Source organism: Shinella sp. CPCC 101442, assembly GCF_024704725.1.
GTDB lineage: Bacteria > Pseudomonadota > Alphaproteobacteria > Rhizobiales > Rhizobiaceae > Shinella.
In genome coordinates this window covers 690,341-715,414 of sequence record NZ_JALIQS010000001.1, presented here as the reverse complement: position 1 = coordinate 715,414, position 25,074 = coordinate 690,341, and the positions used below count along the sequence as shown (strand labels likewise).

Sequence of the window (25,074 nt, the reverse complement as noted above, 5' to 3'; positions counted from 1 at the left end):
ACCTATCCGAAGCGGTCGCCGATGAGGCGCGTCCAGCCCTCGCCGGCAAGGCCATTGAGGAAGGGCTGGCCGTGCGTCAGCGCGGCGAGAATGGCGGGGTCGCGGGCGTGCACGACGGTCGAGGACGTGTGCAGGAAAGCGCATTTCTTGCCGATCATCGCCTGCAACAGCTGCGGCTGCGTGCGGCCCCTGACGGCGACGAGGCCGCGTTCATGGGCATTGCGGATAAGGCAGTCGATGACGATCGCTTCCTGTCCCGGTGCCGCCATCACCTGCACGGCGCGGCCGATGCCGCCGGGATTGCCGTAATAGAGATAGAGGCCGACAGGCTTGCCGGATCGCGCACGCACGATGTGCTGGATGCGCTCGCCATGCAGCGCCTTGCGCTCGGCGTGTTTCAGCATGGCCTCGAGCGTGGGCTGGTCCCAGGCGGGACGCAGGGGAAACTGGGCGACAAGCTCAACGCCGAGGGCGGCGAACTCGGCGTTGTCGGCGGGTGTCGCCGCGAAGGCATCGGCCTTGCCGGCAAGCGGCGCATAGTGCGACCAGGTCTGCTTGCCGCCGCGCCGGCACAGGATGGCATCGCCAAGTTTCGCGACGGGCGACAAGAGGCGCGCGGCCGAAACTTTCCCGGCTACCGCTTCCAGCGCGAAGGCGGCGGGTTTGAGAATACGCAGCCATTCCAGGCTGTAGGAGGCGAGCACGCCCGCGCGCATCGTCCGCCACATGTCGGTGGATATGTCGTTCGAGGTCTCGCTAAAGGACAGGTCCTGCGGGCCCGAGAGCACGTCGCGCAGGAGGCGCGCGCCGGCAAAGGGGTCGCTGTCGCGGTCGTCGCAGGCAAAGGTGCCGCAATTGGCGGCCAGCAGGCGCCGCCCTTCGAACTGCATCTCGACGGGCAACACGCCGAGGAAACCGGAGACGGTGCCGTCGGTGCGCACATGCACGCGCGAGAAAAGGCCGGCGTCGCGGTTGGCGCCGTCGAGGAAGAGGGTGTGGATGTAGGCCTTCAGGTCGTCGTTTGCCGGCTGACCGCTCTTGCGCAGCAGTCGCTGGAAGAGATCCGCGACCGCATCCACATCCCCTGCCTCAAATGAACGTACACTCGCCATTGCGACCCACTCAGAACCTGCCCCATTTCGGCTCCCGGCGAAGAATTGCCGTCAGTTTTCCTTACGTGAGGAGCATGAAGAAAGGGTCAAGAATGGAAAAGCGCCGCCGCCTGGGGCGGCATCTTCGATATTCTGCGGCTTGAGCATCGCCAGAACCGCCTTCGAGAAGAGGATGAACCATTCGGCTGCGCGCAGGGTGAAGGGCGAACCGCCGACGGTGTAGCGTGCGGCTATCACGGTTAGCACGATCGCTGGTCGGTAGGTGGCCGCTTTGGGGGCGGCGATAGGCTTGCCGAGATAGCGGCGCAGGCCGTCATGCCGCCGATCCTGACGCCCAACAAATTGGCAATACCAACAGCGGCAAAAATACCAGTCGCGCTGACGAGAGCCGGCTGGCGCTCAGGTCTTCCTTCATGAATCTCAGGATTCCGGGATGTTTTCTCGGAAGATGACCTGAAGCCGCGGCGGGTGGTGTTCGAATTTCTGGCCGAGGATCGTGTTCTTCAGTACCGAGATCGCTTCGCGTGCCTCCACCCGCGGGTTTTGGTCGATGACGGCATCGATGGTGCCGTCGAGAAGAAAACGCTTGGTGCTCTCCGTCAGTTCGTGACCGACGAAGATGACGGAGGATGCCATGCCGGCTTCGTGCAATGCTTGCCCGATCCCGGCATTGCCGGCGCCGATATTGTAGATGCCGGAGAGATCGGGGTGGCGCTTGAACAGCGCGACCGCTTCCTCATAGGCGCGCTGCCGGTCGTCGCGGACTTCGCGCAGCTCGACGATATCGAGATCGCGGAATTCTTCCATAATGACGTGGCGAAAGCCCATCTCGCGCTCTTCGTGGCCACGATAGGAGAGCGAGCCGGCAAACAGCGCAATCTTGCGCTTGGTGCCGCCGCCGAGAAACCGGCCGAGCAGATAGCCGGCAAGCCGTCCCGCCGCCCGGTTGTCGATGCCCACATAGCCGGCACGCGGGACATGAAGGATATCGGAGGCGAGGGTGACAATCGGCACGCCGGACAGCGAGAGTGCGCGCATGGCCTCGCGCACCGTCGGATGGTCGAGGGCAATCACGCCGACGCCCTGCGTCACGCCGACCAGCGCATGCAGCGTGCGGGCAAGCGTATCCGGATTGAAGCCTTCGATAGACTGGATCCGGATGTCGAGGTCTTCCTGAAGGGCGCCCTGGTTGACGATCTGCGTGAGGAGATTGGCTATGAAGGTGTTCGTGCCGGCCGGCAGGACGAAATCGAGCCGGATTTTTCCGGACGTTTGCAGCGTCTCGGAAAAGGGCGTGGCGAGGTAGCCGAGTTTCCGCGCGGTCTCAAGCACGGCGTCGCGGGTTCTTTCGCGCACCCCCATGCGATTGTTGAGGACCCTGTCCACCGTCGCCGGCGAGACCCCGGCTTCACGGGCAATGTCCATCAATGTCGAGCGCAAAGCCTGTCCTTTCACGAAATGATGGGAAATGATGTATTTCTCTGCGGGCCAAATACAAGGTGGTGCGCATATTTCGAATGGCTTTTCCTCAAAAAACCACAGGAGTGATACCTAGAAACCTCATCATTTCCCGTCAGTTGGCGATATGGTTCATCACTCGATACCTAATTGAGGTCGATAAAAGATGCAATATGATTGCTTTTGATGTTGACATGCATCATTGCGGCGACCATTACTCATCACGCTGACGGGTGAGGAGACCTCTCGGCATGGAGGAGAACATCAATGAGCGAGATTCTGACGGTCTCGCGCCGTGGCCTTCTGGCAGCCGGCGCGAAGACATTTGCATTGACTGCTGCCATCGGTATCGCACCGCAGTTCATCCGTCCGGGCCGGGCCTTTGCGGCCGACGCGCTCGCGCCCGGCATGATCGGCGGTCCGACCGGATTTGAAGGCGCCGAGCGTTACCAGTATGGCGCCGACACGCCGGAAGGCCGCGCCGTCGAGGCCGCCAAGGCGCTGAAGGCCGCCGGCAAGGCGCCGGAGCGCATCGTGCTCGGCCTTTCCGATGGATCGATCGGCCAGCTGACGCAGGCCTTTCCGGCCGGCGCGCCTTCCATCAAGGAGCTGTGGGAAAAGGAAACCGGCATCACGCTCGACATTGTCGGCGTGCCGAACGGCCAGGAATTCACCAAGACGATGCAGGACATCTCCACCAAGGGTGGGGCGTTCGACATCTATGCGGTGGAGTGGAACCGTCTGGGCGATCTCGCCGAGACGGCCGGCATCATCAAGCTCGACGACTATGTCGCGACCCACAAGCCCGAATGGGACGATCCGGAGCGTGGTTACGTCAACGGTGCCAAGGGTGTGTCGCTTCTCAACCAGTATCGTGGCTCGACCTACGGCGTGTCGCTCGACGGCGACTTCCAGACCTGGAACTACCGCACCGATCTGTTCAACGACGAGACCGAGAAGAAAGCCTTTTCCGACAAATACGGCTATGCGCTCGCACCGCCGCGCACCTGGAAGGAACATGCCGACGTCGCGGCCTTCTTCCACCGCCCGGACAAGGGTCTGTTCGGCTCGACCGACCTGCGCAACCAGGGCTGGGGCTATACCAACTGGTATCAGCGCTTCGTCTCGATGGGCTCGCCCAACCAGTTCCTGTTCGGCGACGACGGCAAGGCCCTGATCAATTCCGAGGCCGGCTATCTCGCCACGCAGGAATATGTCGAAACGCTCAGCCACCATTCGCCGGATGCGATTTCCTGGGGCTGGCCGGAACAGTACGGCAATTTCGCCTCGGGTGGTGCTGCGATGACCTGCGCCTTCTCGAACCTGCCGAAGTTCCTCGACAACAAGGCGAACGAGGGCTCCAAGGTCACCGGCAAGATCGGTTCCATGCTGCCGCCCGGCCGCGATGTCGGCGGCCAGCTCGTCAGCCGCTCTGTCCTGTGGCTCAACCTCTCGGCGTCGGTCTCGGCGCAGAGCAAACATCCCGAGGTCTGCTACCTGCTGCTGCAATGGCTGGGTTCCAGCCGCATCTATTCTTGGATGACGGCCAATCCGGGCGGCTATTTCGACCCGTTCCAGCTGTCGAACTTCGCCGATCCGCTGGTGCGCCAGACCTATCATGACTACCACATGGACGTGGTGCGGGAGACGGTGGCGCGAACCGTGCCGTCGATCAACTATCCGGGCGCGACCGCATTCCACAACGCGCTCGATGAAAACCTCATGGCAGCGCTGACCAAGGCGAAGACGCCGGAGGAGGCGATGGCCGATACCGAGAAGCAATGGCAGCGCATCGCGCGACGCACGGGTGAGGACAAGCTGCTCGAAGCCATCAAGTCGAACAAGCAGGCGTGGCCGACGGTGCTCGATCCGCTGGCCGGCTGAGCCGGCATGACCCGATCGCCGGGCGGCCTGTTCGCCCGGCGCCTTCTTCCTGTTTTCGACAAGTGACCTTTGCGATCATGAACCGCTCGCTGACCTTCGAGATCTTCCGCTACACCGCCATTCTTCTGGCGCTGGCGGTCACGCTCATCCCGACGCTCTGGATGGCCTCGATGGCCTTCAAGCCGATTGCCGAATGGTCTGCCGCCGGCGCCGACCTGACCTGGTGGCCGAAGAGCCCGACGCTCGACAACTTCCGCTTCATCTTCGGCACTTCGACCTCCGACCTCATCGTCGCGCTCGACCGCACCGCCGGAAAGCCTATCCTGGCGTCGTTGCTCTCCGCCGTCTTCGGCACGCTGATCGCCATGACGGCGGGCACGGCCGGCGCCTATGGCCTGTCGCGCTTCGGTTCGGGGCAGAACCTGCCGCTCGCGCTCATCCAGCTCCGGCTTTTTCCGCCGATGGCGGTCATGATCCCCGTCATGATCATGTGGGCCTTCTTCGGCCTCGTCGATACCTGGTGGGGGCTGGCCCTGATCTACGGCATCGTCACGCTGCCCTTCGCCTTCTGGCTGATGAAGACCTTCTTCGACGACATGCCGCGCGAAATCGAGGATGCGGCGCTGGTCGAAGGCTGCTCGCGCCTGCGCGTCTTCATGAAGATCACGCTGCCGATGATGCGCCCGGCACTCGCCAGCTCCGCGCTTTTCGTCTTCATCCTGAACTGGTCGGACTATCTCATCGCGCTGCTTCTGACGACGCGCGAATGGGTGACCATCCCGGTCTACATGGCTTCGCTGTCGTCCTCCATGACCGGCCAGCTTTATGGCGCCAAGGCCGCACTCGGCCTGATCGCCGCCGTCCCGCCTGTCATCATGGGCATCGCCATCCAGAAGCATCTGGTGCGCGGTCTGACCTTCGGAGCGCTCAAGCAATGAGCATGCTCGCAACCGAGGAGAAACTCTCCGTGACCGGCGACCGTTCGACGCCCGAGACCCGCATCGAGGACGGTGGACGCCGCCTTGGCCTGATGCTGACGCTGCCGGCCCAGTTGCTGGTGCTCTTCATCGCGGTCTTTCCGCTCTTGATGCAGCTCTATATCAGCCTCACCGACTGGTCGCCGCTCGACGGCATCGGCTGGTGGCAGGCCTATGAACTGTGGAACAACTTCGCCAACTATACCGACCTTGCAGCCGATAGCCGCTTCTGGGATGCCCTAGGTCGCACGGCGCTGGTTATGGCGATCTGCGTGCCGGCCGAATTCCTGCTGGGTCTCGGCCTTGCCATCCTCTTCATGGACAATTTCGTTGGCAAGCGCCTGTTCTATTCCGTCATGCTCATTCCCATGATGGTCGTGCCCGCCGTCGCCGGCTACATGTTCTTCATGCTGTTCCAGTCCGGCGGGCCGGTGAACGACATCGTCTCGACGCTGATCGGCCGCCCCTTCGCGCTCGCCTGGCTGTCGAGCCCCGGTACGGCGCTGATCGCCGTGATGATCGCCGATATCTGGCAGTGGACGCCGCTGATGTTCCTCATTCTGCTCGCCGGGCTCGTCGGCGTGCCTGAGGATCAGATGCGCGCCGCGACACTGCTCGGCGCGAGCTGGTCGCAGCGCTTCCGCACCATCGTCATGCCGAAGATGAAGACGATCATCATCATCGCGCTGTCGATCCGCGTCATCGAGAACTTCAAGATCTTCGACACGCTCTACATCATGACGGGCGGCGGGCCGGGTGTCGCGACGGAAACCATCTCCGTCTATATCTACAAGGTGACGCAGCAGGATCTGATCTGGGGCTATGTCGCAGCTATCGCGCTCGTCATCCTGATCGCGCTTTCCATTCTCGTATCGCTTGCCATCAGCCGCATGAATGCGGCGAAGGAGGCTTGAGCCATGACCGCCATCCACCTTGAAAACCTGGTCAAGCGTTTCGGGGCCTTCACGGCGCTGAAGACGATGGATCTCGAAATCCGCGACGGCGAGTTCATGGCGCTGCTCGGCCCGTCCGGCTGCGGCAAGTCCACGACCATGAACATGATCGCCGGCATGGAGCAGCCGAGCGGGGGGCGCATCACCTTCGACGGCCGCGACATGAACGGCGTCGCCATGGGCCGGCGCGGCGTCGGCTTCGTGTTCCAGAACTACGCGATCTTTACCCATATGAACGTCTACGACAATCTGGCCTACGGCCTGAAAGTGCGTGGGACCTCCGCATCCGAAACCGACCGTCGCGTCAAGGCGATGGCCGATTTCCTGCAGCTGACGCCGATGCTCGACAAGCCCTCGGCCAAGCTCTCGGTCAATATCCTCCAGCGCCTGGCGATCGGCCGCTCGGCCATCGTGGAACCGGCGATCTTCCTGCTGGACGAGCCGCTTTCCAACGTCGACGCGGCCTTCCGCGCCGTCATGCGCACCGAGCTCAAGCATCTCCAGCGCCAGTTCCGCCAGACCATGGTCTATGTCACGCACGACCAGCTCGAAGCGATGACCATGGCGGACCGCATCGCCGTCATGGATCACGGCGTTTTGCAGCAGGTCGGTACGCCGCTGGAGGTCTATAACGACCCCGTCAATCTGTTCGTTGCCGATTTCATCGGCTCGCCGGGCATGAACCTGCTCAAGGGCACGCTTGCCGATAGCGACCGCGGCCTGGTGATCGATCTCGGTGCGCTCGGTGTGACCGCGCCGCTCGATCCCGCGCTCTCTGCCGTGGCGCGGACAAACGGCGTGCGTGAGGTCGTCTATGGCTTCCGCCCGGAGCGTGTGGTGCTGGCAACAGCGGGGCAGGGACTTGCCATGCCCGTCACCTTCATCGAGCGCATCGGCGCGCGCACCGTCGTTCACTTCGGCGACGGGGAGCAGAGGGTGAAAGCCGTGTTCGACAATGATATCGCCGTCCAGACAGGCGAGACCGTCCATGTCGCCGTCGAACCGCGCTTTGCCCGTATGTTCGATGCCGCGACCGGCGTCGCGATCCGGGAGGTTTGAGCATGGCCGGTATTTCCTTCCGCAATGTCACGAAGCGTTTCGGCAAGACCCTCGCCGTCAACAATGCGAGCTTCGATATCCAGCCGGGCGAGTTTTTCTGTTTCTTCGGACCGCCGCTCTCTGGAAAATCCACCGTGCTGAAGCTGATCCTGGGACTGGAGACGCCGGACGAAGGCGAGATCCTGATCGGTGGCAAGCCGGTCAACCGCATCTCGCCTGCCGACCGCAACGTGGCGATGGTGTTCCAGAACCTCGCGCTCTTTCCGCATATGACGGCGGGCGAGAACGTCCGCTTCCCGCTCGTCGAGCGCAAGGTGCCGGAGGACAAGATCCGCGCCCGCGTCGAGGCCGTCGCAGCGAAGCTTCATATTTCCCACCTGCTGCACAAGCCGCCGGCGCAGCTTTCCGGTGGCGAGCGTCAGCGCGTGGCGATTGCGCGCGCACTCGTGCGCGATCCCGTCGCCTATCTCATGGACGATCCGATTTCGGCGCTCGATGCGCGGCTGCGCGAGGAAACCCGCGTGGAGCTGAAACGCATCCAGCGTGATCTCGGCCAGACGCTGATCTATGTCACGCACGACCAGGAAGAGGCCATGTCGATCGCCGACCGTATGGCGATCATGGAAGAGGGCGAGATCCGCCAGATCGGTTCGCCGACCGCCATCTACGATACGCCGGTCAGCCGTTATGTCGCCCGTCTGCTTGGCGCCCCCATGATGAACATCCTGCCCGCGGTGCGCGGCAAGGCGCTGGAAATGGCGGACGGCACGATCAGTCTGCCGCTCGAGGCCGTTCCGGATGGTGCCGCACATGTCGGCGTGCGCCCGGAAGACCTCAAGGTCGAGCCGTGGAACGATGCGCGTCCGGGGCGGCCGGCCACGGTCTACGAGATCGAACCGCTCGGCGGCTACACCGTGGTCACGGTCGATACCGGGGCGGAAAAATTGAAGGCGCTGATGCGTGGCCAGCCGGATATACGGCTGGAAAGTGCGGTGGCACTCAGCTGCAATCCGATCAAGGCGCATTTCTTCAATCAGGCGGGGGAGGCCGTCAGCCTGTGAACGAGCATATCAAACGGGAGGTTACCATGAGCGAAGCCAGGGGTTTTGCACCCGATCCGCAGGTGCGGGTGCGGGAGTACAAGATCGGCTGCATCGGCGCCGGCATGATCATGGCGGAATGCCATCTGGCGGCCTACAAGGAGGCCGGCTTTCCGGTCGTCGCCATCGCCTCGCGCACGAAGGACAAGGCCGCGGCCGTTGCCGAGCGCTGGGGCATTGCGACCGTGCACGACACGCCGGACGCGCTGATCGCTGATCCCGCCATCGACATTCTCGACATCGCCTTCCCGCCGGACCAGCAGCCGGAGCTGATCCGCAAGGCGCTCGCACAACCGCATATCAAGGGTATCCTCGCGCAGAAGCCGCTGGCGCTGACGCTGGAGGACGCCATCGAGTTGCGCGATGCCGCAGCCAAGGCCGGCAAGATCCTCTCGGTCAACCAGAACATGCGCTACGACCAGTCCATGCGCGTGCTCAAGCAGATCCTCGACAAAGGTGAACTTGGCGCGCCTGTCATGGCGACGATCGAGATGCGCGCCATTCCGCACTGGCAGACCTTCCTCGAAGACTATGACCGGCTGACACTGTCCAACATGAGCGTGCACCATCTCGACGTGCTGCGCTTCCTGTTCGGCGACCCCGAGACGATCACGACGCTGACGCGGACCGATCCGCGCACGACATTCGCCCACAAGGACGGCATCACCGTCTCGACGCTCACCTTCCCGAGCGGCGTCATGGCTGTTTCCATGGAGGACGTGTGGTCCGGCCCGCGCGAAGAGGGTTTCGACAGCGACATCTACATCAAGTGGCGCGTCGAAGGCACGGACGGCGTTGCACAGGGCACCATCGGCTGGCCCGACGGTTCGCCCTCGACGTTGACCTATGCCTCGAAGACGACGACCGGCGGCAAGTGGGTCACGCCGACCTGGGACACGATGTGGTTCCCGCATGCCTTCGTCGGTGTGATGGAGCAACTGCAATATGCGGTCAAATCCGGCGAGCCGCCGGCGCTCTCCGTCGCCGATAACGTCAAGACCGTGGCGCTGGTCGAGGCCGGCTACAAGTCGATCGACGAGGGCCGCACGGTCAGGCTTTCCGAAATTTCCATCAATTCATGAATAACGAGGGAGGATTCTCATCATGATGCAAACAGGTATTTTCACCGGCTATTTCCCCTATGCGCTGGAAGAGACGGCGAAGAAGATCCGGGCACTCGACTTCAACACCGTGCAGCTCGACATGCACTTCAAGGATATCGATCTCTCGGCGGGCCAGATCACCAAGGACAAGTGCGTCAAGATCCGCGAGACCTTCCGCGATCACCACCTGCCGATCTCCTGCATCTCGGGCTACACGAACATCATCCATCCTGATAAGGCCGAGCGCGAGCGCCGCGTCGGCTATCTCAAGGAAATCATCCGTAACGCGCGCCATCTCGGCACGCCCTATGTCATCTCGGAAACCGGCACCTACAACACGGAATCCGACTGGGTGCATCACCCGAAGAACAAGACGGAAGAAGGCTTCGAGGAATGCCGCAAGGTCATCGCCGATCTCGCCCAGCATGCCTATGACCACGGCGCGGTCTTCCTGCTCGAAACCTACGTGAACAACGTCGTCGGCTCCGTCGAGGAGACCGTCAAGATGTTTGCGCAGGTCGATCATCCCGGCCTCGGCCTGCTGATGGATCCGACCAACTATTTCGAGACGCACAATATCGACCGCATGGACCAGATCCTGAACCAGGTGTTCGATACGCTCGCCGACAAGATCAAGATCGGTCATGCCAAGGACGTGAAGCGGTCCGGCGACGACAAGTCGGAAAAGCATGCCGATATCGGCGATGCGGATGCGCTGGAAAGCCACACCTTCCGCGGCGTCGGCGAAATCGAGCTGCCGGCCCCCGGCCTCGGTTCGCTGAACTACGATCTTTACCTCAAGCGCCTCAGTGAGAAGCACCCGAACATCCCTATGATCATCGAGCATCTCGACGAGAGCGACGTGCCGCGCGCCAAGAAATTCCTCGACGGCAAGCTGCGCGCCCAGGGCCTTTGACAATCCGGCGGCCGGGCTTCGGTCCGGCCGCCTCTCGAGACAGCATGACCTGCCTGGCAGGGAGAAGGAACAACACGATGGTCGAACTATTCGGGGAAGCGAAGTCGCGCCGCGATGTCGCTGCCAGCGCAGGAAGTTTTTCGCAATTTGCCGGTGTACGGCTGATGACCTTGTCCGACGGTCTCGAGCGCGGCATCCGCATGCTTGAGTTCCGCAGCGGCACGGGCCTGCGTTTCACGGTTCTGGTGGATCGCGCCCTTGATATTGCGGACTGCGAATATCGCGGCATGGCGATCGGCTGGCACTCGCCGTCCGGCTTCCGCCATCCGGGCCTGCACGAATACGAGGGCGAGGGCGGTCTCGGCTGGATGCGCTCCTTCTCCGGCCTGATGATCACCTGCGGCCTCGACCATATCCTCTTCATGTATGACGAGCCGGCCGACCACTATGTCTATGGTCCGAAGAAGACGGTGAAGCATTCCATCCACGGCCGCGTCGGCACCATCCCCGGCAAGCTGGACGGTTACGGCGAGCGCTGGGACGGCGACGATTGTTATCTCTGGTGCGAAGGCACCGTCACGCAGGGCACGGTGTTCGGCGAACATCTCGAACTGAAGCGCCGCATCGAGATCAAGGCCGGCACCAACGATATCCGCATTTCCGACAGGGTGGCCAATCGGGGTTTCTACCGCACGCCGCACATGTTCTGCTACCACATCAATGTCGGCCATCCCGTGCTTGCCGAGGGCTCGCGCTATCTGGCACCCGTGCGCGACGTCGTGTGGGCGGCGCATGCCGGAGCGGATTACGAGAAGCAAGGTGTGGGCTACCGTGCCATGCCGGCGCCACAGCTCGGTTTCCACGAGCAGGTTTGGCAGCATGAAATGGCGGCGGATGAAAATGGCGAGGTGCCCGTGGCGCTGGTCAACGACCGTCTCGGCCTCGGCTTCGAAGTCATCACCCGCAAGGACCAGTTCCCCTGCATGTACGAATGGCAAAACCTGCAGGCGGGGCAATATGCTGTCGGCATCGAACCTTCGACCAACCATGTGCTCGGCCACGGTGCCGCCCGTGACCGTGGCGAGCTGATCTGGCTCGAGCACGGCGAAGAGCGCCACTACGACACGACGTTCCGCATCCTTCCCGATGCCGCAGCGATTGCGGCGAGCGAGGCCAGGATTACGGCGATCGCCCGTCAGCCGGATGCCGATTTCCCAGAGCCTTCCGGCAACCATGTCGTTCTGGAGGGCCGGTCATGAACATGCAGGCGAAGCAGCTAGTGCAGAAGGAAACCCCCATGATCTCGGTTGCCGGCAAGGTCATTCTGTATACCGGCGCGGCTGGCGGGCTTGGTGCGGAAACGACGCTGAATTTCCTTCGGGCCGGCGCGACGGTTGTCGCACTCGACAACGATCCCGCAAAGAATGCCGCCTTGCAGGCATCCGCCAACAAGGAGGGTCTCGAAAACCTGGTGATCCGGGCTATCGATCTTTCCGATCTTTCGGCCCTGCGTTCGTGTCTGGAAGATCTTTCGCGCGAGGTCGGCGGGTTCGACGTGGTCATCAACAATGCCGCGATCTATCCTTCGAAACCCTTCGAGGACTATTCGATCGAGGAAATGCAGCGGGTCCAGCGCATCAATGTGGATGCGGGCATCGTCTGTGTTCAGGTTGCCTTGCCGCATATGCGCGATCGCGGCTGGGGTCGTATCATCAACATCGCCAGCGTCACGTCCAATGGCGGATGGGCCAATCTCTCGCCGTACGTCCAGTCTAAGGGCGCGCTCATCGGTCTTGCACGCGCCTGGGCGCGTGAATTCGGCGCCTATGGCATCACGGTCAATGCGGTGTCGCCCGGCGCTTTTCCGACGGATGCGGAAAAGATTCATCCCGATCCGGAGGGCTATACCCGCTTCGTGCTGGATCATCAGGCGATCAAGCGGCGCGGCAGCGCCAGCGACATCGCCAACGCCCTGATGTTCCTCGCCTCCGACGCCGCCGGCTTTATTACCGGACAGACGCTGAACGTCGATGGCGGCTGGGTGATGAACTAGCGCTGCGGTTGCGAATATGCCATGTCGGGGCGCAGGGCATGGCCGTGCCCATGATGCCTGTCGCCCTGGAGTTTTCGCGTGAGCCAGTCACTCTACCTCGCCGTCGGATCGCTCAATCGCGAGGCGCCCTATTTCCAGGGCGCGCGCGGTGAGGGCCTTACCATCTTCTCCTTCGACGAGGACGCGCTGGAATGGGCGCGCCTTGCCGGCACATCGACCATCGACAATCCCACATTCCTCAGCGTCGATGCGGTCTCCGGTGTCGTCTATGCCAATTCGGAGGTGTTCGGCTGGCATGAGGGCACGGTCAGCGCCTTCCGCTTTTCGCCTGAAACGAACGCACTGACCTATCTCAACAAGCAGCCGACGCTCGGCAGCATCGCGGCGCATAACATGGTGTCGCGTGACCGGCACTTCGTGCTGGTCGCTAACTATTCGATGGGCGGTGATGGGCCGGACCAGTCGGTGGCGGTATTCCCGATCCGGGAGGATGGCGGTCTTGCGCCGGCGGTGGCATCGGTGCGGCTCGATGGTCCACTCGGCCCGGTCGCCGACCGGCAGGAAAGACCGCATGCCCATATGGTAAGCGAGGTTCCGGAGGGCGGTGCGGTGCTGGTTGCCGATCTCGGCCTTGACCAGGTTGCAGAGTACAAGATCTCCGGTGACGGCAAGCTCGTGCAGGCCGCCAGCGTGGCGCTGCCCGCAGGCGCCGGACCTCGCCATATCGCGCAACACGCGAACGGTCGTTTCGTCTATGTTTCTAACGAACTGGATTCCACCGTGACTTTCGTCCTGCGCCAGGCCGGCAAAATGACGGTGGAGCAGACGCTGCCGACCATCCGGCCCGGCGTGGAATCCCATGGCGCCGACATTCATCTGTCACCCGACGGGCGTTTCCTCTATTGTTCCAACCGGGGCGAGGACAGTATAGCGTGTTTCATGGTCGATCAGACGACGGGACAGTTGGCGCTGCAGGACATCATCCCTTCGGGCGGCAAGACGCCCCGCAACTTCGCGCTGACGCCGAGCGGCCGCCATGTGCTGGTCGCCAACCAGAATGGTGATGCAATCGTGATCTTCCGGCGGAACGAAGAGACGGGTGCGCTGACGGACAGCGGAAAGCGCATCGAGATCGGCACCCCGGTATGCGTGAGGCCCTTCATCCTGTGACGGACGAAAAGCAGCCTGCAAAACGAGGCCGCCGAAAGGGCGCCGGAGTGACGATGGCGGATGTCGCTGCCGCTGCCGGCGTCTCGATGCAGACGGTTTCGCGCGCGCTGCGCTTTCCCGACACGGTAACGCCGGAAAACCGCAAGACAATCGACGACGCGATCCGGAAGACGCATTACGTCCACAATCTCGCGGCAAGCCACCTCGCTTCGCATAAGAGCAACACGGTCGCCGCCGTCATTCCGACACTCTCGGCCTCCGTCTTCGCCGAGACGATGCAGCATTTCTCCGAGGTCCTGCATCGCGAAGGCTACCAGATTTTTCTCGGCAATACCGATTACCGGCTGGACCGCGAGGAGGAAGTGATCCGCAGCCTGCTCGGGCGGCGGCCGGATGGTGTGTTTCTGATCGGCACGCACCATACTCGCGCCAGCGTGGCCATGCTGAAACGCGCCGGCATACCGGTCGTCGAGGGGTGGGACATGACGGAAAAGCCGATCGACCGGCTCGTCGGCTTTTCCAATACGGCGGCCATTTCCGAGATGGCGCGGCATCTCGTGCGCTCTGGCCGGACGAACATCGTCTTTGCCGGCGTACTGCGCAAGGGCGACAGTCGCGCAGCCGAGCGGCGGGATGGCTTTGCCGCAGTCATGGAAGAACTTTTTCCCGGCAAGACGCCGCGCATTTCCATATCACGCGACCTGCCTTTGACCATGGCCTCCGGAGCGGACCTGCTGCGCAAGGCACTCGCGCGCTATCCCGAAGCCGATGCCGTGATGTTCTCGAGCGATATCATCGCCTCGGGCGCGCTACAGGAAAGCGTGCGTATCGGGCTGAAGGTGCCGGAGCGCCTTGCCATTACCGGCTTCGGTGACTTTGAACTTGCCCGGCATCTCATCCCATCGCTGACGACGGTCTCCGTGCCCTCGGCGGAAATCGGCCGCGAGGCCGGGCGTCTTCTTCTGGAGGGCATGCGCGGCATCGAATCCGAAACCACGCTCATCGATATGGGCTTCAAGCTGATGATCCGCGACAGCGGCTAGAATGCCGGAATTTCCGGCCGGTGCTCGAAATCGGTGAGCACCTCGCAGCCGGTCGCCGTCACGCGCAGCATGTATTCGAGCCGCACGCCGCCGATTTCCGGATCAAGCGCGGTCGGTTCCACCATGATCACCATGTCTTCTTTCAGCGTCTCGCGTTCATAGGCGACGAGGCGCGGCCATTCATGCACGCCCGTGCCGATCGAGTGACCGGAATGGTGCGCATAGGAATAGCCATGCCGGGTGATCGCTGCCTGCAGGCTCTGGTCGAGCGCGTCGATACCGAGCCCCGGACGAACGGTTTCCATCGCCAGGTCCAATGCGGTGCGGGCGGCGCTGAAGAGCTTTTCGAAGCCGGGCGACGGTTGCCCGATCATCGCGGATGCACAGCTGTCGCCCCAGTAACCGGCGACGCGCGGTGCGAGATCGCAGATCAGCGGATCGCCTCTTTCGAGGATGCGGTTGCCTGGCCACCCCATGAACTGCGACGTACGCTCGCGTCCGGAGATCAGGTCGCCGGTCACCGGCAGCCGTTCACCGGCCCGAGTTTCCATGGCCAGGCGGACGGCGGCGAACACGTCAAGTTCACTCATCCCGGCACGGGTGGTTGAAAGGAACGCCTTCTGGCCCTCTGAGGCCGTCAGCGCCGCTTCGCGCAACAGGGCGATTTCGGTTTTGGTCTTGATGGCGCGCTGGCGCCGGAAGGCCGGTTCTATGGGAACGATCGGATTGCCTTCCAGCAGCGGGAGGATCGAGGCGGGTAGAGCGTGGTGCTCGACCGCGATTTTTCCACCGACCTTGAGGCGCTGCAGCAGGCCCTTCGCCTCCGAAACATAGTTCGCGAAGATATCGGTCGGCTCCTTGAACGAGAAGCCCGTATAGGTGACGACGAGATCGGCCCAGCTGCCGGTTCCTGCCTCCAGATTGGTGACGAGCAGCCCGGTTTCACCGTTCACACCGACGATGCCGAGGCTGGGGCCGCCTGCGAAAGGCGAAGGGCCGGCCTCGATGCCGGAGATATGGCCAAGCGCATAGGCGACGCCGTCGGGACTGGTAAAGAGGCCCCAGTCCGCGCCGGACTGTCTGATCGCGGCGATGGTTTTTGCGAGCCGTTCGTCCATGGGGCTCTCCTCAGATCAGGTTGCGGATGTGCTGGTCGCGTCCGTAAGCCGCAACCAGCAGGAGGATTAGCAGGCCGAGTGCGGACTGGACCAGCGCTTCCGACAGGCCAAAGCCGATCAGCAGCGTGCGCAGTTCGACGAGGACGATGGCGCCGGCGACCGTGCCGACGAAACCGCCGCGTCCGCCGATCAGCGCGGTGCCGCCGATCACCACCGCTGAAACCGTCTGGAACAGATAGGGCGTGCCAACGGTTGCGCTCGATGAACCCGTAAATCCGACAAGCAGGATGCCCGCAAGGGCGGCGAAGGCCGCGCTGAGTGCAAACGTCGTCGTCCACATCGCAACAGGTCGCACGAGGGCAAGTTCCGCCGCCTTCAGGTTGGAGCCGAGCGCATAGAGGCGGCGACCGTAGACCGTTCGCTGCAAGACAAAGACGCATCCGAGTGTCAGCGCGAGCGTGAACGGGATCAGCCAGGGAAAGGGCAGTGGGCCGATCGTTCCGCCGAGCGATACGAAGTCGTTGATAAACGGCGGCGCCGAGCCGGTAGGAAGGCCGCGTGTCCAAAGCTGCACGGCGGCCTGAACGATCGTGCCGACGCCGAGCGTGACGATCAGCGGGTGGATCGAGAGGCCAGCCGATAGCGCGCCGGACACCGCGCCGATTGCGCCAGCGCAGGCGATGACGATGAGAAAGGCCGGTAAAGCCGGCATGCCGCTGCCATAGAGGCTGGCGAAGACGACGTTGGCGAAACCGATCACAAAGGGGATCGAAAGGTCGATGCCGCCGAGGATCATGACGAGCGTCTGGCCCAGGGCGGCGATCGCCAAGAGCGATGCCAGGATCAGCATGGCACGCACCGAGAACGCGCTGCCGAAGCCCGGAATGAAGATCGTTCCGAGCAGGAAGACGACGACCACGCCGATGAAGGCGATCAGGGCGCGGTTGGAGAAGAGGGCGGTCGTCATCGGCTGGCCTTCCAGGTCTGGAACCGTGCTTTGAGCGTTTCGGAATTGAGGCAAACGGCGAGCACCAGCACGACGCCATAGGCGGCCTGCAGCATGAAGGTGGAGACGTTGAAGGAGGTCAGCACGTTCTGCAGCAGGAAGATATCGGCCGCGCCGATGAAGGCTGCCGCCAGCCCGCCGACGCCGCCGGCGAGACTGACGCCGCCAAGGGCGGCCGCCGCAATGGCGATCAGCGTATAGCCGGGCCCGATGTTCGGGTCGCCGGAACCGATCAGCGCGGTTAGCGCAAGGGCGGCGACACCGGCAACCAGACCGGAAAACACATAGGCGAAGAAGCGGATGACGGGCACATTCACCCCGGCGGTAAACGCGGCGCGATCATCGCTGCCGACGGCCATCAGAAGCTCGTAGAATGGCAGCCGCTTGAAGAAGAGCCAGGCGACAATGACGACACTGACGGGGATGAAGGACACCGGGCCTGAAAGCGCAGACAGCCATCCCGGCACGGTGCCAGAGGGCGATGGCAGAATGGAGAGCGCAAGGCCGCTATAGATAAGATAGGTGGCGAGGGTCGCAACGATCGGCTGGATGCGTAGGATCGCGGCCAGGAAGCCGTTCAGGGCACCGGAGGCAAGCCCGAGCAGGAGAGCGGCCGGAACGATGATCCAGGGCGAGGATATGCCGAGATCGCCGATGACCACCTTGATGAGGATGACGTTGATGAGGCCCATGAGTGGACCGACCGATACATCGATGGAGCCGCGGCCGGCGAGGAACGGCAGCGTCGTCGCCATGGTTGCAAGGATCATCGGGGCGGCGAGGCCGAGCACGGTCGGCCAGTTTGCCGGCGAGAACCGAACGGGGTTGAGGACGGCGTTGAGCAGAATGAGTACAACGAAAAGGATCGCTGCGAGGCGTGTCTCGCTGCGATCCCAGAAGCGCGGTTTGTTAAATGTCATCGGATCGATGCTCATGCCTGTGTTCCTTCCTGGCCGAACATGGCGGCCATGACGCGGTCCATCGACATGGAGGCGCGGTCGAGAACCGTGCTGCATTCGAAATCCCGGAAGATCGAGACCGTGTCGCAAAGCGTGAGGATTTCCTCGATCTCGCTCGAGAGGATGACGAGGGCGATGCCGTTTTCGGCCGCAAGCTTGCGGAATGCTTCGTAGAATTTCAGGCGCGTGTTGAGATCGACACCGCGCGTCGGGTCGTTGAGCAGCATGACGCGCGGCTTGAGCGCGAGCAGGCGCGTCAGCAGTACCTTCTGCTGGTTTCCGCCGCTGAGTGCTGAAATCGGTGCATCGGCCGAGGGATAGCGGATCGACAGGAAGTCCGTGTAGGCGGCGAGTTCGTCCTTCAGGCGCTTGCGGTTCAGGATGCCGGCCAGTGAAAAACGCGGCATGGACGGTATTGCGAAATTGTCCAGCACGGAGAGCACGGGGAAAATGCCGGTCGCCCGCCGGTCGCGCGGCAGGTAGACAACGCCGTGCCGCGCCGCCTCGTAGTGATCGCGATAGCCGAGCGGGCCGCGATCTGTCGTCTCGACGGTAATCGCGCCTTCGCGGATCCGGCCGAGGCCGGCCAGTGCCAACAGGAATTGCTCCTGCCCATGGCCTTCGAGGCCGGCGATGCCGGTGATCTCGCCGGCACGGATGGCGCCGGACAGCGGCGCCCTTCCGGGCGCGAGGACGAGGTTATCGTAGCGCAGAAGGATGGTGTCGTCAGGCATGGATCGCCGCCTCCGGGGCCATGAGCTTCAGGAGCCTCTCGGCGGTAATGCCGTCCCGCTCGAGCGTTTCGACGATGTGTCCGCTTCTGAGCACGGTGACGCGGTCGGACAGGCGGCGCACCTCTTCAAGACGGTGCGAAATGAAGATGACGATGTTGCCGGCAGCCGCATAGTTTTCGATCGCATTGAAGACGAGATCGCGGTCGGCATAGTCGAGGGCGGCCGTCGCCTCGTCGAGCAACAGGATGGACGGCAGGCGGACGAGGGCGCGGGCGAGAACGATGAGTTGCTGGCTTGCAAGCGGCAGTTCGCCCGCCGGCGCCGACAACGGAATGGGGAAACGCGAGATTTCGGCAAGCAGCGCCTGGGCGAGCGGCGCGCGCGCGGATTTCGCGATCCGCCGCTTGAGCGGGCCGTCATAACCGAGAAAGATGTTTTCGATAACCGTGCGATGTGGTGCGATCAGCACTTCCTGGAAGACCGTGGAAAGGCCGAGATCATGCATGTCGCGCGGCGTGCGCGGGTTGATCGCGCGGCCGTTCAGGGAAACGGTGCCCTCGCTTTGCGCAACGACGCCGGAGAGGATCTTGAGCATCGTGCTCTTGCCGGAGCCGTTTTCACCAAGGATCGTGTGGATGCCGGCCGTGAACGTTACGGATGCGTCGCTGAGGGCCAACGTCTCGCCATAGCGCTTGGTCAGGTGGCTGACCGAGAGCTCGACGCTGCCCTCGCGATGGGGCGTTGCCCCGCCGTTCTCGGCGACGACGCGATGGATCCGGGACGTCGCGACCGCCAGTCCGGATTGCGGATGTGTCGTAGCAAGCATTCAGAGCAGCCTTTTCATTGCCGAACGCGGCGGGACCACCGCCGGGTATCCGGCGGTGGTCCTCGCACAGGCGATTACTTCGCGCAGGAGGCCGGGACCTTGGCGAAATCGTAGAGCGGCGTTGCCTGGCCGTTCGAGAAATAGCCGTTGAGCAGCTCTTCCGAGAACGGGTCCTGCGGCGGGATCGGGAAGATCGCGGCCGAATCCGGCTTCATGCAGTCCTTGTACCAGGTCGGCAGGTCGGCCTGCGTGATGGTGGGCATCGGCGCAATGATCGTGTTCACGATCGGCTTCTGGCCTTCGATGATGCGCAGGGCGACGCGGAACGCGTTCTGCGCGGCAACATGCGGCGAGACCTCGCCGCCGTAGAATTTAAAGGTGTCCTGGTTTTCGTGCCAGAAGCCGAGCGCATCGCCCGAAATGGAGCCTGCGATCAGCGGGAGAGGCCGGCCGGCCTGCTGAAAGGCCTCGGCGATGAAGCGGGCCTCGCTGCCGGTGGACCACACCGCATCGATCTGCTGCGGCGTCGTTGCCAGCGCCTGTAGAACGGCGGACTTGGTGGTCGTGCCGGTCCATTCGCCGCTCACCTTGCGGGCGATCGTCAGGTTGCCGCTTTCGGCAACGGCCTTGTCGAGGCCTGCATTTTCCTGCTGCACCAGCGGGTGACCGGAAATGCCTTCGACCTGAAGGATGGTGCCGCCATTGGGCAATGCCTCGGCAATGCCCTTGCCCATCTGGTAGCCCCAGAGGTTCTGGTTGTGCATGACATTGATGGCAGCGGGCGTCGTTACCGCGCCTGCGGACGTGATGACGGGAATGCCTGCCTTCTGCGCGTCTTCGATGACGGCATTGAGCGCGGTCGAGGAGCCGGCAATCGTGGTGATGACCGAGCAGCCGCGTTCGATGAAGGAGCGGATCTGTGAGATCTGCTGCGTGGCGTCGCCGTTGGAGTCGGAAACGATGAACTCCGAGACGTCGCCAGCTTCCTTGGCGCCGTTGACGAGACGGGCGAGCTCGTCATTGAAGGTCACGCGCCAGGGATTGCCCATGTAGGATTCCGAATGGCACCAGCGCCACGGCTTGGCCGGTGCCTTGAAGTCGGCGAGGGCGGCCGGCGCCACGTCGACTGCGTCCGTGTAGAGCGCGCGCACGTTTTCGGGCAAAGCCTGCAACGCGTCGGACCGGGCGTCTGCGTATGCGGGTACTGCGGCCGACGAAAGCAGCGCGGCGGCAAGCAAGCTCAGGCGAAAGCCTGACTGAAACGTCTTCATTGATTTCCTCCTCCAGCGGCGCTCGGGCCGCTCCACCTTTACCAATGAATTATCTATTCATCATGCATCCGTTGGTCAATATCAAAGTTAGCGCTCATCAATTCACGCTTGATAATTGCCATGATGAACGGATCATTGTGCCTGCGCAATTCAAAAATAGTTAGCGCTCACTCTGGACAGGCCAAATTTATCCGCTAAGTTGCCGCCAACTTGAAGGCTTGCAGGAGAGCGACCGCATATGGGTGTTTTGTCGGGTATCAGGGTTCTGGATTGCTCTATCGCCATGGCGGGACCGTTTGCGGCCCAGCGGCTTGGCGATCTGGGGGCGGACGTGGTCAAGGTCGAACCGACGACGGGTGAATGGCAACGCCATGTCGCGGCCGGCGGCGCTGGCGGCAATCGCGTCAACGTCTCATTTCTGTCGCTCAATCGAAACAAGCGTTCGCTTGCCGTTGACCTCAAGTCGGAAGACGGCAAGAAGGTCTTGCTGGATCTCGTGAAGACGGCTGACGTCTTCCTGCAGAACTATCGTCCCGGCGTCGCCAAGCGCCTCGGCGTCGATTACGAAACGCTGTCGAAGATCAATCCGCGCCTCGTCTATGTGTCGATGTCGGGTTATGGCGAAGACGGCCCCTATGTGAACCGTCCGGGACAGGATCTCGTTCTCCAGGGCATGTCCGGCGCCATGCTGTCGGCCGGCCGCGAGGGCGAGCCGCCGACGGCCGCCGGTCAGTATCTCGTCGATGCGATCACGGCTTATACGGCTTTCGAAGGCGCGCTAGCCGCACTGTTCCATCGCGAACGGACCGGTGAGGGCCAGCTTGTGCAGGTCAACATGCTGGATGCCATCACGACGATCCAGATGCAGGAGCTTTCGGTCTTCACGGTGGGCGGCAAACCGCAGCAGCGCTCCGCCGAGCCGCATGCCCATGTCTATATCCGCGCACCCTACGGCGCCTTCGCCACCAGCGACGGTTTTATCATCGTCGCCTTCCCGAAGCTGAAGACGCTGGGTGAGGTGATCGGCGAAGACAGTTTCCTGACGATGGACGACGAGGTCGATAGCTGGGCGCGGCGCGACGAAATTTTCGCCAAGACCCGCGACCGGTTGAAGGCCAGGTCCTCGGCCGAGTGGCTCGAATTGCTGCGCGCCGCCGATATCTGGTGCGGCCCGGTCTATGGCTATGCCGATCTCGTGGAGGACGAGCAGATCAAGCACAACGGCACCTTCGTCGATTACGACCATCCGACGGAAGGCCGGGTCAAGACGCCGGGTTTCCCGATCAAGTTTTCTAAAACCCCGTCCACCGTCGAGCGTGGCGCGCCCGTTACCGGCCAGCACACGCACGAACTGCTGAAGGAGGCCGGCTACGACGACGCGGCGATCGCCGCGCTCGTGGCGAATGGCGCCGTCGCGACGGGAACGATCTGACCATGGCGACGATCAAGGCACTGACCTGGGACCATCCACGCGGGTTCAACGCACTCGCCGCAGCCGCAAAGCGGGACGAGGTGATCGCGGCCGGCCTCGATATCCAATGGGAAAAACAGCCGCTCGAAGGGTTCGAGTCGCATCCGATCGCCGATCTCTGCGCGCGTTACGATCTCGTCGTGCTCGACCATCCGCATGTCGGCGAAGCGGTCGGCGGTGAATGCCTGCAATCGCTCGAAAGCGTGTTCGGTGCCGATGTGGTCGAGGCGCTTGCCGCCGAAAGCATCGGTCCGTCCCTGTCGAGCTACCGCTATGCCGGCCAGCATTGGGCACTGCCGCTGGATGCCGCGACACAGGTAATGGCGCTGCGCGCCGATCTCGTCGAAGGCGCCGCACCGGAGACCTGGGCGGCCGTTGTCGATCTTTCCCGCCGTACCGGCAAGGTCGCCCTGTCGCTCGCAGGGCCGCATGCGGCCCTGAGTTTCCTGTCGATTGCCGCCGCCTATGGCGAACCGCCGGCCGGAGCGGACCCGGATGTCCTGGTCTCCGCGGAAACCGGGACTGTGGTCTATGACCTGATGGCGGAGCTGGCGTCGCGCAGCCCGCGTGTCGTCAGGGAAAAGAACCCGATCGGCATTCTCGACCATATGGCCGCGTCTGATGACGTGGTGCTGTGCCCGCTCGTCTATGGCTATGTGAACTATTCGGCGCCCGATGCCGGGAAGCCGGTCGCCTTTGCGAATGCGCCGCGCCGTGTCGCGGGCGGTCGCCCCGGCTCCACGCTCGGCGGAACCGGCATCGGCATCTCGAAGCGTTGCGATCCAAGCCCGGAACTGAAGGCGCATCTGCTCTGGCTGATGAGCCGTGACGCGCAGATCAATTTCATTCCCGCCCATGACGGCCAGCCTTCGCGGCGCGAGGCCTGGTTCGACAATGGCGTCAACCGGCGCTGGAACGGCTTCTACCGTCAGACGGCGGAGACGATCGAGGCGGCTTACGTGCGCCCGCGCCATGACGGCTACATCGCCTTCCAGAGCAAGGCATCCGCGCTCTTGCGCGACGCATTCGAAACAAACGCGGCGGCCGCGAGCGTGCTCGCCCAACTGCAGGACCTCTACCGCGCCCACAGGCGTGGCGGTGAGGAGCGATAGGAGACGACATGACGGAGGAGATCATTTTCGAGGTGGACGGCGCGATCGCGACGATCACCCTGAACCGCCCGGCCAAGCTGAACGCCGTCACGCCCGAAATGGCCGAGGCCATCGTGGCGGCGGTCAAGGAATGCAACGACAGTGACACGATCCGCTGCGTCATCCTGACGGGTGCCGGCGAGCGCGCGTTCTGTGCGGGCTCCGATATCCGCGAACTGGATACTTACGAGACGCCCTGGCAGTTCCGCAATCGCGAGGACTATTGCGATGCCATTCACGCGCTGCTGAAGCCGACGATCGCCGCCGTCAACGGCTATGCCTTCGGCGGCGGGCTCGAAACGGCCATGGCCTGCGACATCCGCATCGCCTCGTCCAACGCGCAGTTCGCCGCACCCGAAATCAAGCTCGGCTGGATCGGCGGCGGCGGCATGGCGGCAGGCCTCGCACATTCGATCGGCCCGTCGAATGCGGCATTGATGATCATGACGGGCGATCCCATCAGCGCCGACAAGGCGCAACAATGGGGCCTCGTCAGCGATGTGGTGAGTTCCGAGGACCTGCTGCCGCGGGCACGGGCCATCGCGAAAACGATCGCCTCCCGCGCGCCGATCGCGGCGGAAACCGCCAAGCTCAACCTCAAGGCCGCAGCCTCGATGCCGCACGAAAAGGCCGTCGAATACGAGCGCGACCTCCAGACGATCTGCTTTGCCACCGCCGACGCCCAGGAAGGCCGCCAGGCCTTCAAGGAGAAGCGCCCGCCGGTCTTCCGGCGGCGATAGGAGCGGGCCATGAATACGGGACTTTCCACGCTCAAGCGTCTCGGGCGCCACCGCGAAGCATCGGTTCTCCTGATGCTTTTCGTGGTCGCCGCCTATCTTTCCTTTGCCAGCGAGTATTTTCTGGCGCCGCGCAATCTTTTGAACATCGGCAGGCAGGCGTCGGTCGTCGCCATTGTGGCGCTCGGCCAGGCGCTGGTCATCATCGGCCGCGGCATCGATCTGTCGGTCGGTTCGGTCATCGGCCTTTCTGCCGTGGTCGCGGCCGTCGTCATCAGGGATACGGGGCTTGAAAGCGTCGGCCTCATCGCGGGTCTTCTCACCGGCCTCGGCTGCGGCATCGTCAACGGCCTGCTCTATACGCGGCTGAAGATCAATCCGTTCATCGCCACGCTCGGCACGCTGTCGGTCGCGCGCGGTATAGCGCTCCTGATGACGGGCGGCATTCCGGTTCCGATGGGCGGCTTCGCCGAATTCGTCGGCGCGGGCCGCATCGCCGGCATCCCGGTCTCCTTCCTGCTGATGATCGTTCTGGCCGTCGTCGTGCATGTCTTTTCCGTGCGCACGGTGCGCGGCCGCGAGATCTACGCGATCGGCGACAATCCGAAGGCGTCGCGCCTCGCAGGCGTCGATCTGAAGGCGACGCGCCTCTTCATTTTCGCCTTCTGCGGCCTGCTGGCCGGTCTCGGCGGCCTCATCCTGTCCGGCAACCTGGCAAGCGCCGATCCCAATCTCGGCGTCGGCTACGAACTCGACGTCATCGCCGCCGTCATCCTCGGCGGTACGGCGCTCAGCGGCGGTCGGGGCTCGATTGCCGGCGTCGTCATCGGGGCGCTGCTGATGGCGCTACTCAACAATGCTTTCGTGCTGCTCGGCATTTCCGCCTACTGGCAGGTCGTCACCAAGGGGCTGGTGATCATCTTCGCCGTGGCGTTGGACGGCCTGCAGCGCGGCAGCGAAGACGATTGATCAA

At 63.3% G+C, this 25,074-nt stretch carries 24 protein-coding genes; 15 read left to right on the top strand and 9 right to left on the bottom strand.

Annotation, left to right across the window (positions count from 1 at the left end):
* Positions 1-2: 2 nt before the first annotated feature.
* The 3 genes from MUO32_RS03280 to MUO32_RS03270 form a co-directional block, all read right to left on the bottom strand.
* Positions 3-1,079 carry a hypothetical protein gene (locus MUO32_RS03280; RefSeq protein WP_257946798.1) on the bottom strand — a complete coding sequence of 359 codons (1,077 nt, stop codon included), beginning with the start codon at positions 1,077-1,079 and terminating at the stop codon, positions 3-5.
* A gap of 84 nt (positions 1,080-1,163) precedes the next feature.
* On the bottom strand, positions 1,164-1,349 hold the full coding sequence (locus tag MUO32_RS03275) for a hypothetical protein (protein WP_257946797.1): 186 nt from the start codon (positions 1,347-1,349) through the stop codon (positions 1,164-1,166).
* A gap of 183 nt (positions 1,350-1,532) precedes the next feature.
* Complete coding sequence (locus MUO32_RS03270; protein WP_257946796.1) at positions 1,533-2,552, bottom strand: LacI family DNA-binding transcriptional regulator; 1,020 nt, start codon at positions 2,550-2,552, stop codon at positions 1,533-1,535.
* Between the two features lie 285 nt (positions 2,553-2,837).
* On the opposite strand from MUO32_RS03270, the gene MUO32_RS03265 reads away from it, so the two are divergent.
* The 11 genes from MUO32_RS03265 (at position 2,838) to MUO32_RS03215 (ending at position 14,828) form a co-directional block, all read left to right on the top strand.
* Entirely contained in the window at positions 2,838-4,454 is a 1,617-nt protein-coding gene (locus MUO32_RS03265; RefSeq protein ID WP_257946795.1) for an extracellular solute-binding protein, read from the top strand.
* 77 nt (positions 4,455-4,531) lie between these two features.
* Positions 4,532-5,392 carry a carbohydrate ABC transporter permease gene (locus tag MUO32_RS03260; RefSeq protein WP_257946794.1) on the top strand — a complete coding sequence of 287 codons (861 nt, stop codon included), beginning with the start codon at positions 4,532-4,534 and terminating at the stop codon, positions 5,390-5,392.
* A gap of 92 nt (positions 5,393-5,484) precedes the next feature.
* On the top strand, positions 5,485-6,345 hold the full coding sequence (locus tag MUO32_RS03255) for a carbohydrate ABC transporter permease (protein ID WP_374708596.1): 861 nt from the start codon (positions 5,485-5,487) through the stop codon (positions 6,343-6,345).
* A gap of 3 nt (positions 6,346-6,348) precedes the next feature.
* The gene (locus tag MUO32_RS03250; protein ID WP_257946792.1) at positions 6,349-7,443 is read left to right on the top strand and encodes an ABC transporter ATP-binding protein; all 1,095 of its coding nucleotides are present in this window, start codon (positions 6,349-6,351) and stop codon (positions 7,441-7,443) included.
* Between the two features lie 2 nt (positions 7,444-7,445).
* Positions 7,446-8,504 carry an ABC transporter ATP-binding protein gene (locus tag MUO32_RS03245; RefSeq protein ID WP_257946791.1) on the top strand — a complete coding sequence of 353 codons (1,059 nt, stop codon included), beginning with the start codon at positions 7,446-7,448 and terminating at the stop codon, positions 8,502-8,504.
* 26 nt (positions 8,505-8,530) lie between these two features.
* Positions 8,531-9,625 carry a Gfo/Idh/MocA family protein gene (locus MUO32_RS03240; RefSeq protein ID WP_257946790.1) on the top strand — a complete coding sequence of 365 codons (1,095 nt, stop codon included), beginning with the start codon at positions 8,531-8,533 and terminating at the stop codon, positions 9,623-9,625.
* A gap of 22 nt (positions 9,626-9,647) precedes the next feature.
* Entirely contained in the window at positions 9,648-10,562 is a 915-nt protein-coding gene (locus tag MUO32_RS03235; RefSeq protein ID WP_069061958.1) for a sugar phosphate isomerase/epimerase, read from the top strand.
* A gap of 77 nt (positions 10,563-10,639) precedes the next feature.
* Positions 10,640-11,821, top strand: a complete 1,182-nt coding sequence (locus MUO32_RS03230; RefSeq protein WP_257946789.1) for an aldose 1-epimerase family protein — start codon at positions 10,640-10,642, stop codon at positions 11,819-11,821.
* Between the two features lie 2 nt (positions 11,822-11,823).
* Positions 11,824-12,615, top strand: coding sequence for an SDR family NAD(P)-dependent oxidoreductase (locus MUO32_RS03225; protein WP_257947158.1), 792 nt, complete (start codon positions 11,824-11,826; stop codon positions 12,613-12,615).
* Positions 12,616-12,693: 78 nt separating this feature from the next.
* A complete protein-coding gene (locus tag MUO32_RS03220; protein ID WP_257946788.1) occupies positions 12,694-13,785 on the top strand; it encodes a lactonase family protein in 1,092 nt (363 codons plus the stop codon).
* A 53-nt stretch (positions 13,786-13,838) separates the two neighbouring features.
* A complete protein-coding gene (locus tag MUO32_RS03215; protein WP_069061954.1) occupies positions 13,839-14,828 on the top strand; it encodes a LacI family DNA-binding transcriptional regulator in 990 nt (329 codons plus the stop codon).
* Here MUO32_RS03215 and MUO32_RS03210 read toward each other — a convergent pair.
* From MUO32_RS03210 to MUO32_RS03185, 6 genes are all read right to left on the bottom strand, one after another.
* Positions 14,825-15,946 (bottom strand): Xaa-Pro peptidase family protein, encoded by a 1,122-nt coding sequence (locus MUO32_RS03210; protein ID WP_257946787.1) that lies wholly within the window; start codon positions 15,944-15,946, stop codon positions 14,825-14,827. The genes MUO32_RS03215 and MUO32_RS03210 overlap by 4 nt on opposite strands.
* Before the next feature lie 10 nt (positions 15,947-15,956).
* Complete coding sequence (locus MUO32_RS03205; protein ID WP_257946786.1) at positions 15,957-16,913, bottom strand: ABC transporter permease; 957 nt, start codon at positions 16,911-16,913, stop codon at positions 15,957-15,959.
* The gene (locus tag MUO32_RS03200) at positions 16,910-17,887 is read right to left on the bottom strand and encodes an ABC transporter permease (RefSeq protein WP_257946785.1); all 978 of its coding nucleotides are present in this window, start codon (positions 17,885-17,887) and stop codon (positions 16,910-16,912) included. Before MUO32_RS03200 ends, MUO32_RS03205 begins: the two co-directional genes overlap by 4 nt.
* Entirely contained in the window at positions 17,884-18,645 is a 762-nt protein-coding gene (locus tag MUO32_RS03195; RefSeq protein ID WP_257946784.1) for an ATP-binding cassette domain-containing protein, read from the bottom strand. The genes MUO32_RS03200 and MUO32_RS03195 overlap by 4 nt, the downstream gene beginning before the upstream one ends.
* Positions 18,638-19,471 (bottom strand): ATP-binding cassette domain-containing protein, encoded by an 834-nt coding sequence (locus MUO32_RS03190; protein WP_257946783.1) that lies wholly within the window; start codon positions 19,469-19,471, stop codon positions 18,638-18,640. Before MUO32_RS03190 ends, MUO32_RS03195 begins: the two co-directional genes overlap by 8 nt.
* Positions 19,472-19,545: 74 nt before the next feature.
* Entirely contained in the window at positions 19,546-20,742 is a 1,197-nt protein-coding gene (locus MUO32_RS03185) for a substrate-binding domain-containing protein (RefSeq protein WP_257946782.1), read from the bottom strand.
* Positions 20,743-20,980: 238 nt separating this feature from the next.
* Between MUO32_RS03185 and MUO32_RS03180 the strand changes: the two genes are divergently transcribed.
* The 4 genes from MUO32_RS03180 to MUO32_RS03165 are packed head-to-tail and all read left to right on the top strand — an operon-like array spanning position 20,981 to position 25,070.
* Positions 20,981-22,174, top strand: coding sequence for a CaiB/BaiF CoA-transferase family protein (locus tag MUO32_RS03180; protein WP_257946781.1), 1,194 nt, complete (start codon positions 20,981-20,983; stop codon positions 22,172-22,174).
* A gap of 2 nt (positions 22,175-22,176) precedes the next feature.
* The gene (locus MUO32_RS03175) at positions 22,177-23,325 is read left to right on the top strand and encodes an extracellular solute-binding protein (RefSeq protein ID WP_257946780.1); all 1,149 of its coding nucleotides are present in this window, start codon (positions 22,177-22,179) and stop codon (positions 23,323-23,325) included.
* A gap of 8 nt (positions 23,326-23,333) precedes the next feature.
* The gene (locus MUO32_RS03170) at positions 23,334-24,104 is read left to right on the top strand and encodes an enoyl-CoA hydratase/isomerase family protein (protein ID WP_257946779.1); all 771 of its coding nucleotides are present in this window, start codon (positions 23,334-23,336) and stop codon (positions 24,102-24,104) included.
* Positions 24,105-24,113: 9 nt separating this feature from the next.
* Complete coding sequence (locus tag MUO32_RS03165) at positions 24,114-25,070, top strand: ABC transporter permease (RefSeq protein WP_257946778.1); 957 nt, start codon at positions 24,114-24,116, stop codon at positions 25,068-25,070.
* Positions 25,071-25,074: the final 4 nt, after the last annotated feature.

Bases quoted from the DNA above. Each gene is read 5' to 3' on its own strand.
- MUO32_RS03210 (WP_257946787.1), bottom strand. From the start codon at position 15,946: ATGGACGAACGGCTCGCAAAAACCATCGCCGCGATCAGACAGTCCGGC.
- MUO32_RS03165 (WP_257946778.1), top strand. From the start codon at position 24,114: ATGAATACGGGACTTTCCACGCTCAAGCGTCTCGGGCGCCACCGCGAA.
- MUO32_RS03245 (WP_257946791.1), top strand. From the start codon at position 7,446: ATGGCCGGTATTTCCTTCCGCAATGTCACGAAGCGTTTCGGCAAGACC.
- MUO32_RS03265 (WP_257946795.1), top strand. From the start codon at position 2,838: ATGAGCGAGATTCTGACGGTCTCGCGCCGTGGCCTTCTGGCAGCCGGC.
- MUO32_RS03185 (WP_257946782.1), bottom strand. From the start codon at position 20,742: ATGAAGACGTTTCAGTCAGGCTTTCGCCTGAGCTTGCTTGCCGCCGCG.
- MUO32_RS03235 (WP_069061958.1), top strand. From the start codon at position 9,648: ATGATGCAAACAGGTATTTTCACCGGCTATTTCCCCTATGCGCTGGAA.
- MUO32_RS03215 (WP_069061954.1), top strand. From the start codon at position 13,839: ATGGCGGATGTCGCTGCCGCTGCCGGCGTCTCGATGCAGACGGTTTCG.
- MUO32_RS03200 (WP_257946785.1), bottom strand. From the start codon at position 17,887: ATGAGCATCGATCCGATGACATTTAACAAACCGCGCTTCTGGGATCGC.
- MUO32_RS03180 (WP_257946781.1), top strand. From the start codon at position 20,981: ATGGGTGTTTTGTCGGGTATCAGGGTTCTGGATTGCTCTATCGCCATG.
- MUO32_RS03240 (WP_257946790.1), top strand. From the start codon at position 8,531: ATGAGCGAAGCCAGGGGTTTTGCACCCGATCCGCAGGTGCGGGTGCGG.
- MUO32_RS03255 (WP_374708596.1), top strand. From the start codon at position 5,485: ATGCTGACGCTGCCGGCCCAGTTGCTGGTGCTCTTCATCGCGGTCTTT.
- MUO32_RS03230 (WP_257946789.1), top strand. From the start codon at position 10,640: ATGGTCGAACTATTCGGGGAAGCGAAGTCGCGCCGCGATGTCGCTGCC.
- MUO32_RS03205 (WP_257946786.1), bottom strand. From the start codon at position 16,913: ATGACGACCGCCCTCTTCTCCAACCGCGCCCTGATCGCCTTCATCGGC.
- MUO32_RS03190 (WP_257946783.1), bottom strand. From the start codon at position 19,471: ATGCTTGCTACGACACATCCGCAATCCGGACTGGCGGTCGCGACGTCC.
- MUO32_RS03225 (WP_257947158.1), top strand. From the start codon at position 11,824: ATGCAGGCGAAGCAGCTAGTGCAGAAGGAAACCCCCATGATCTCGGTT.
- MUO32_RS03195 (WP_257946784.1), bottom strand. From the start codon at position 18,645: ATGCCTGACGACACCATCCTTCTGCGCTACGATAACCTCGTCCTCGCG.
- MUO32_RS03260 (WP_257946794.1), top strand. From the start codon at position 4,532: ATGAACCGCTCGCTGACCTTCGAGATCTTCCGCTACACCGCCATTCTT.
- MUO32_RS03175 (WP_257946780.1), top strand. From the start codon at position 22,177: ATGGCGACGATCAAGGCACTGACCTGGGACCATCCACGCGGGTTCAAC.
- MUO32_RS03250 (WP_257946792.1), top strand. From the start codon at position 6,349: ATGACCGCCATCCACCTTGAAAACCTGGTCAAGCGTTTCGGGGCCTTC.
- MUO32_RS03170 (WP_257946779.1), top strand. From the start codon at position 23,334: ATGACGGAGGAGATCATTTTCGAGGTGGACGGCGCGATCGCGACGATC.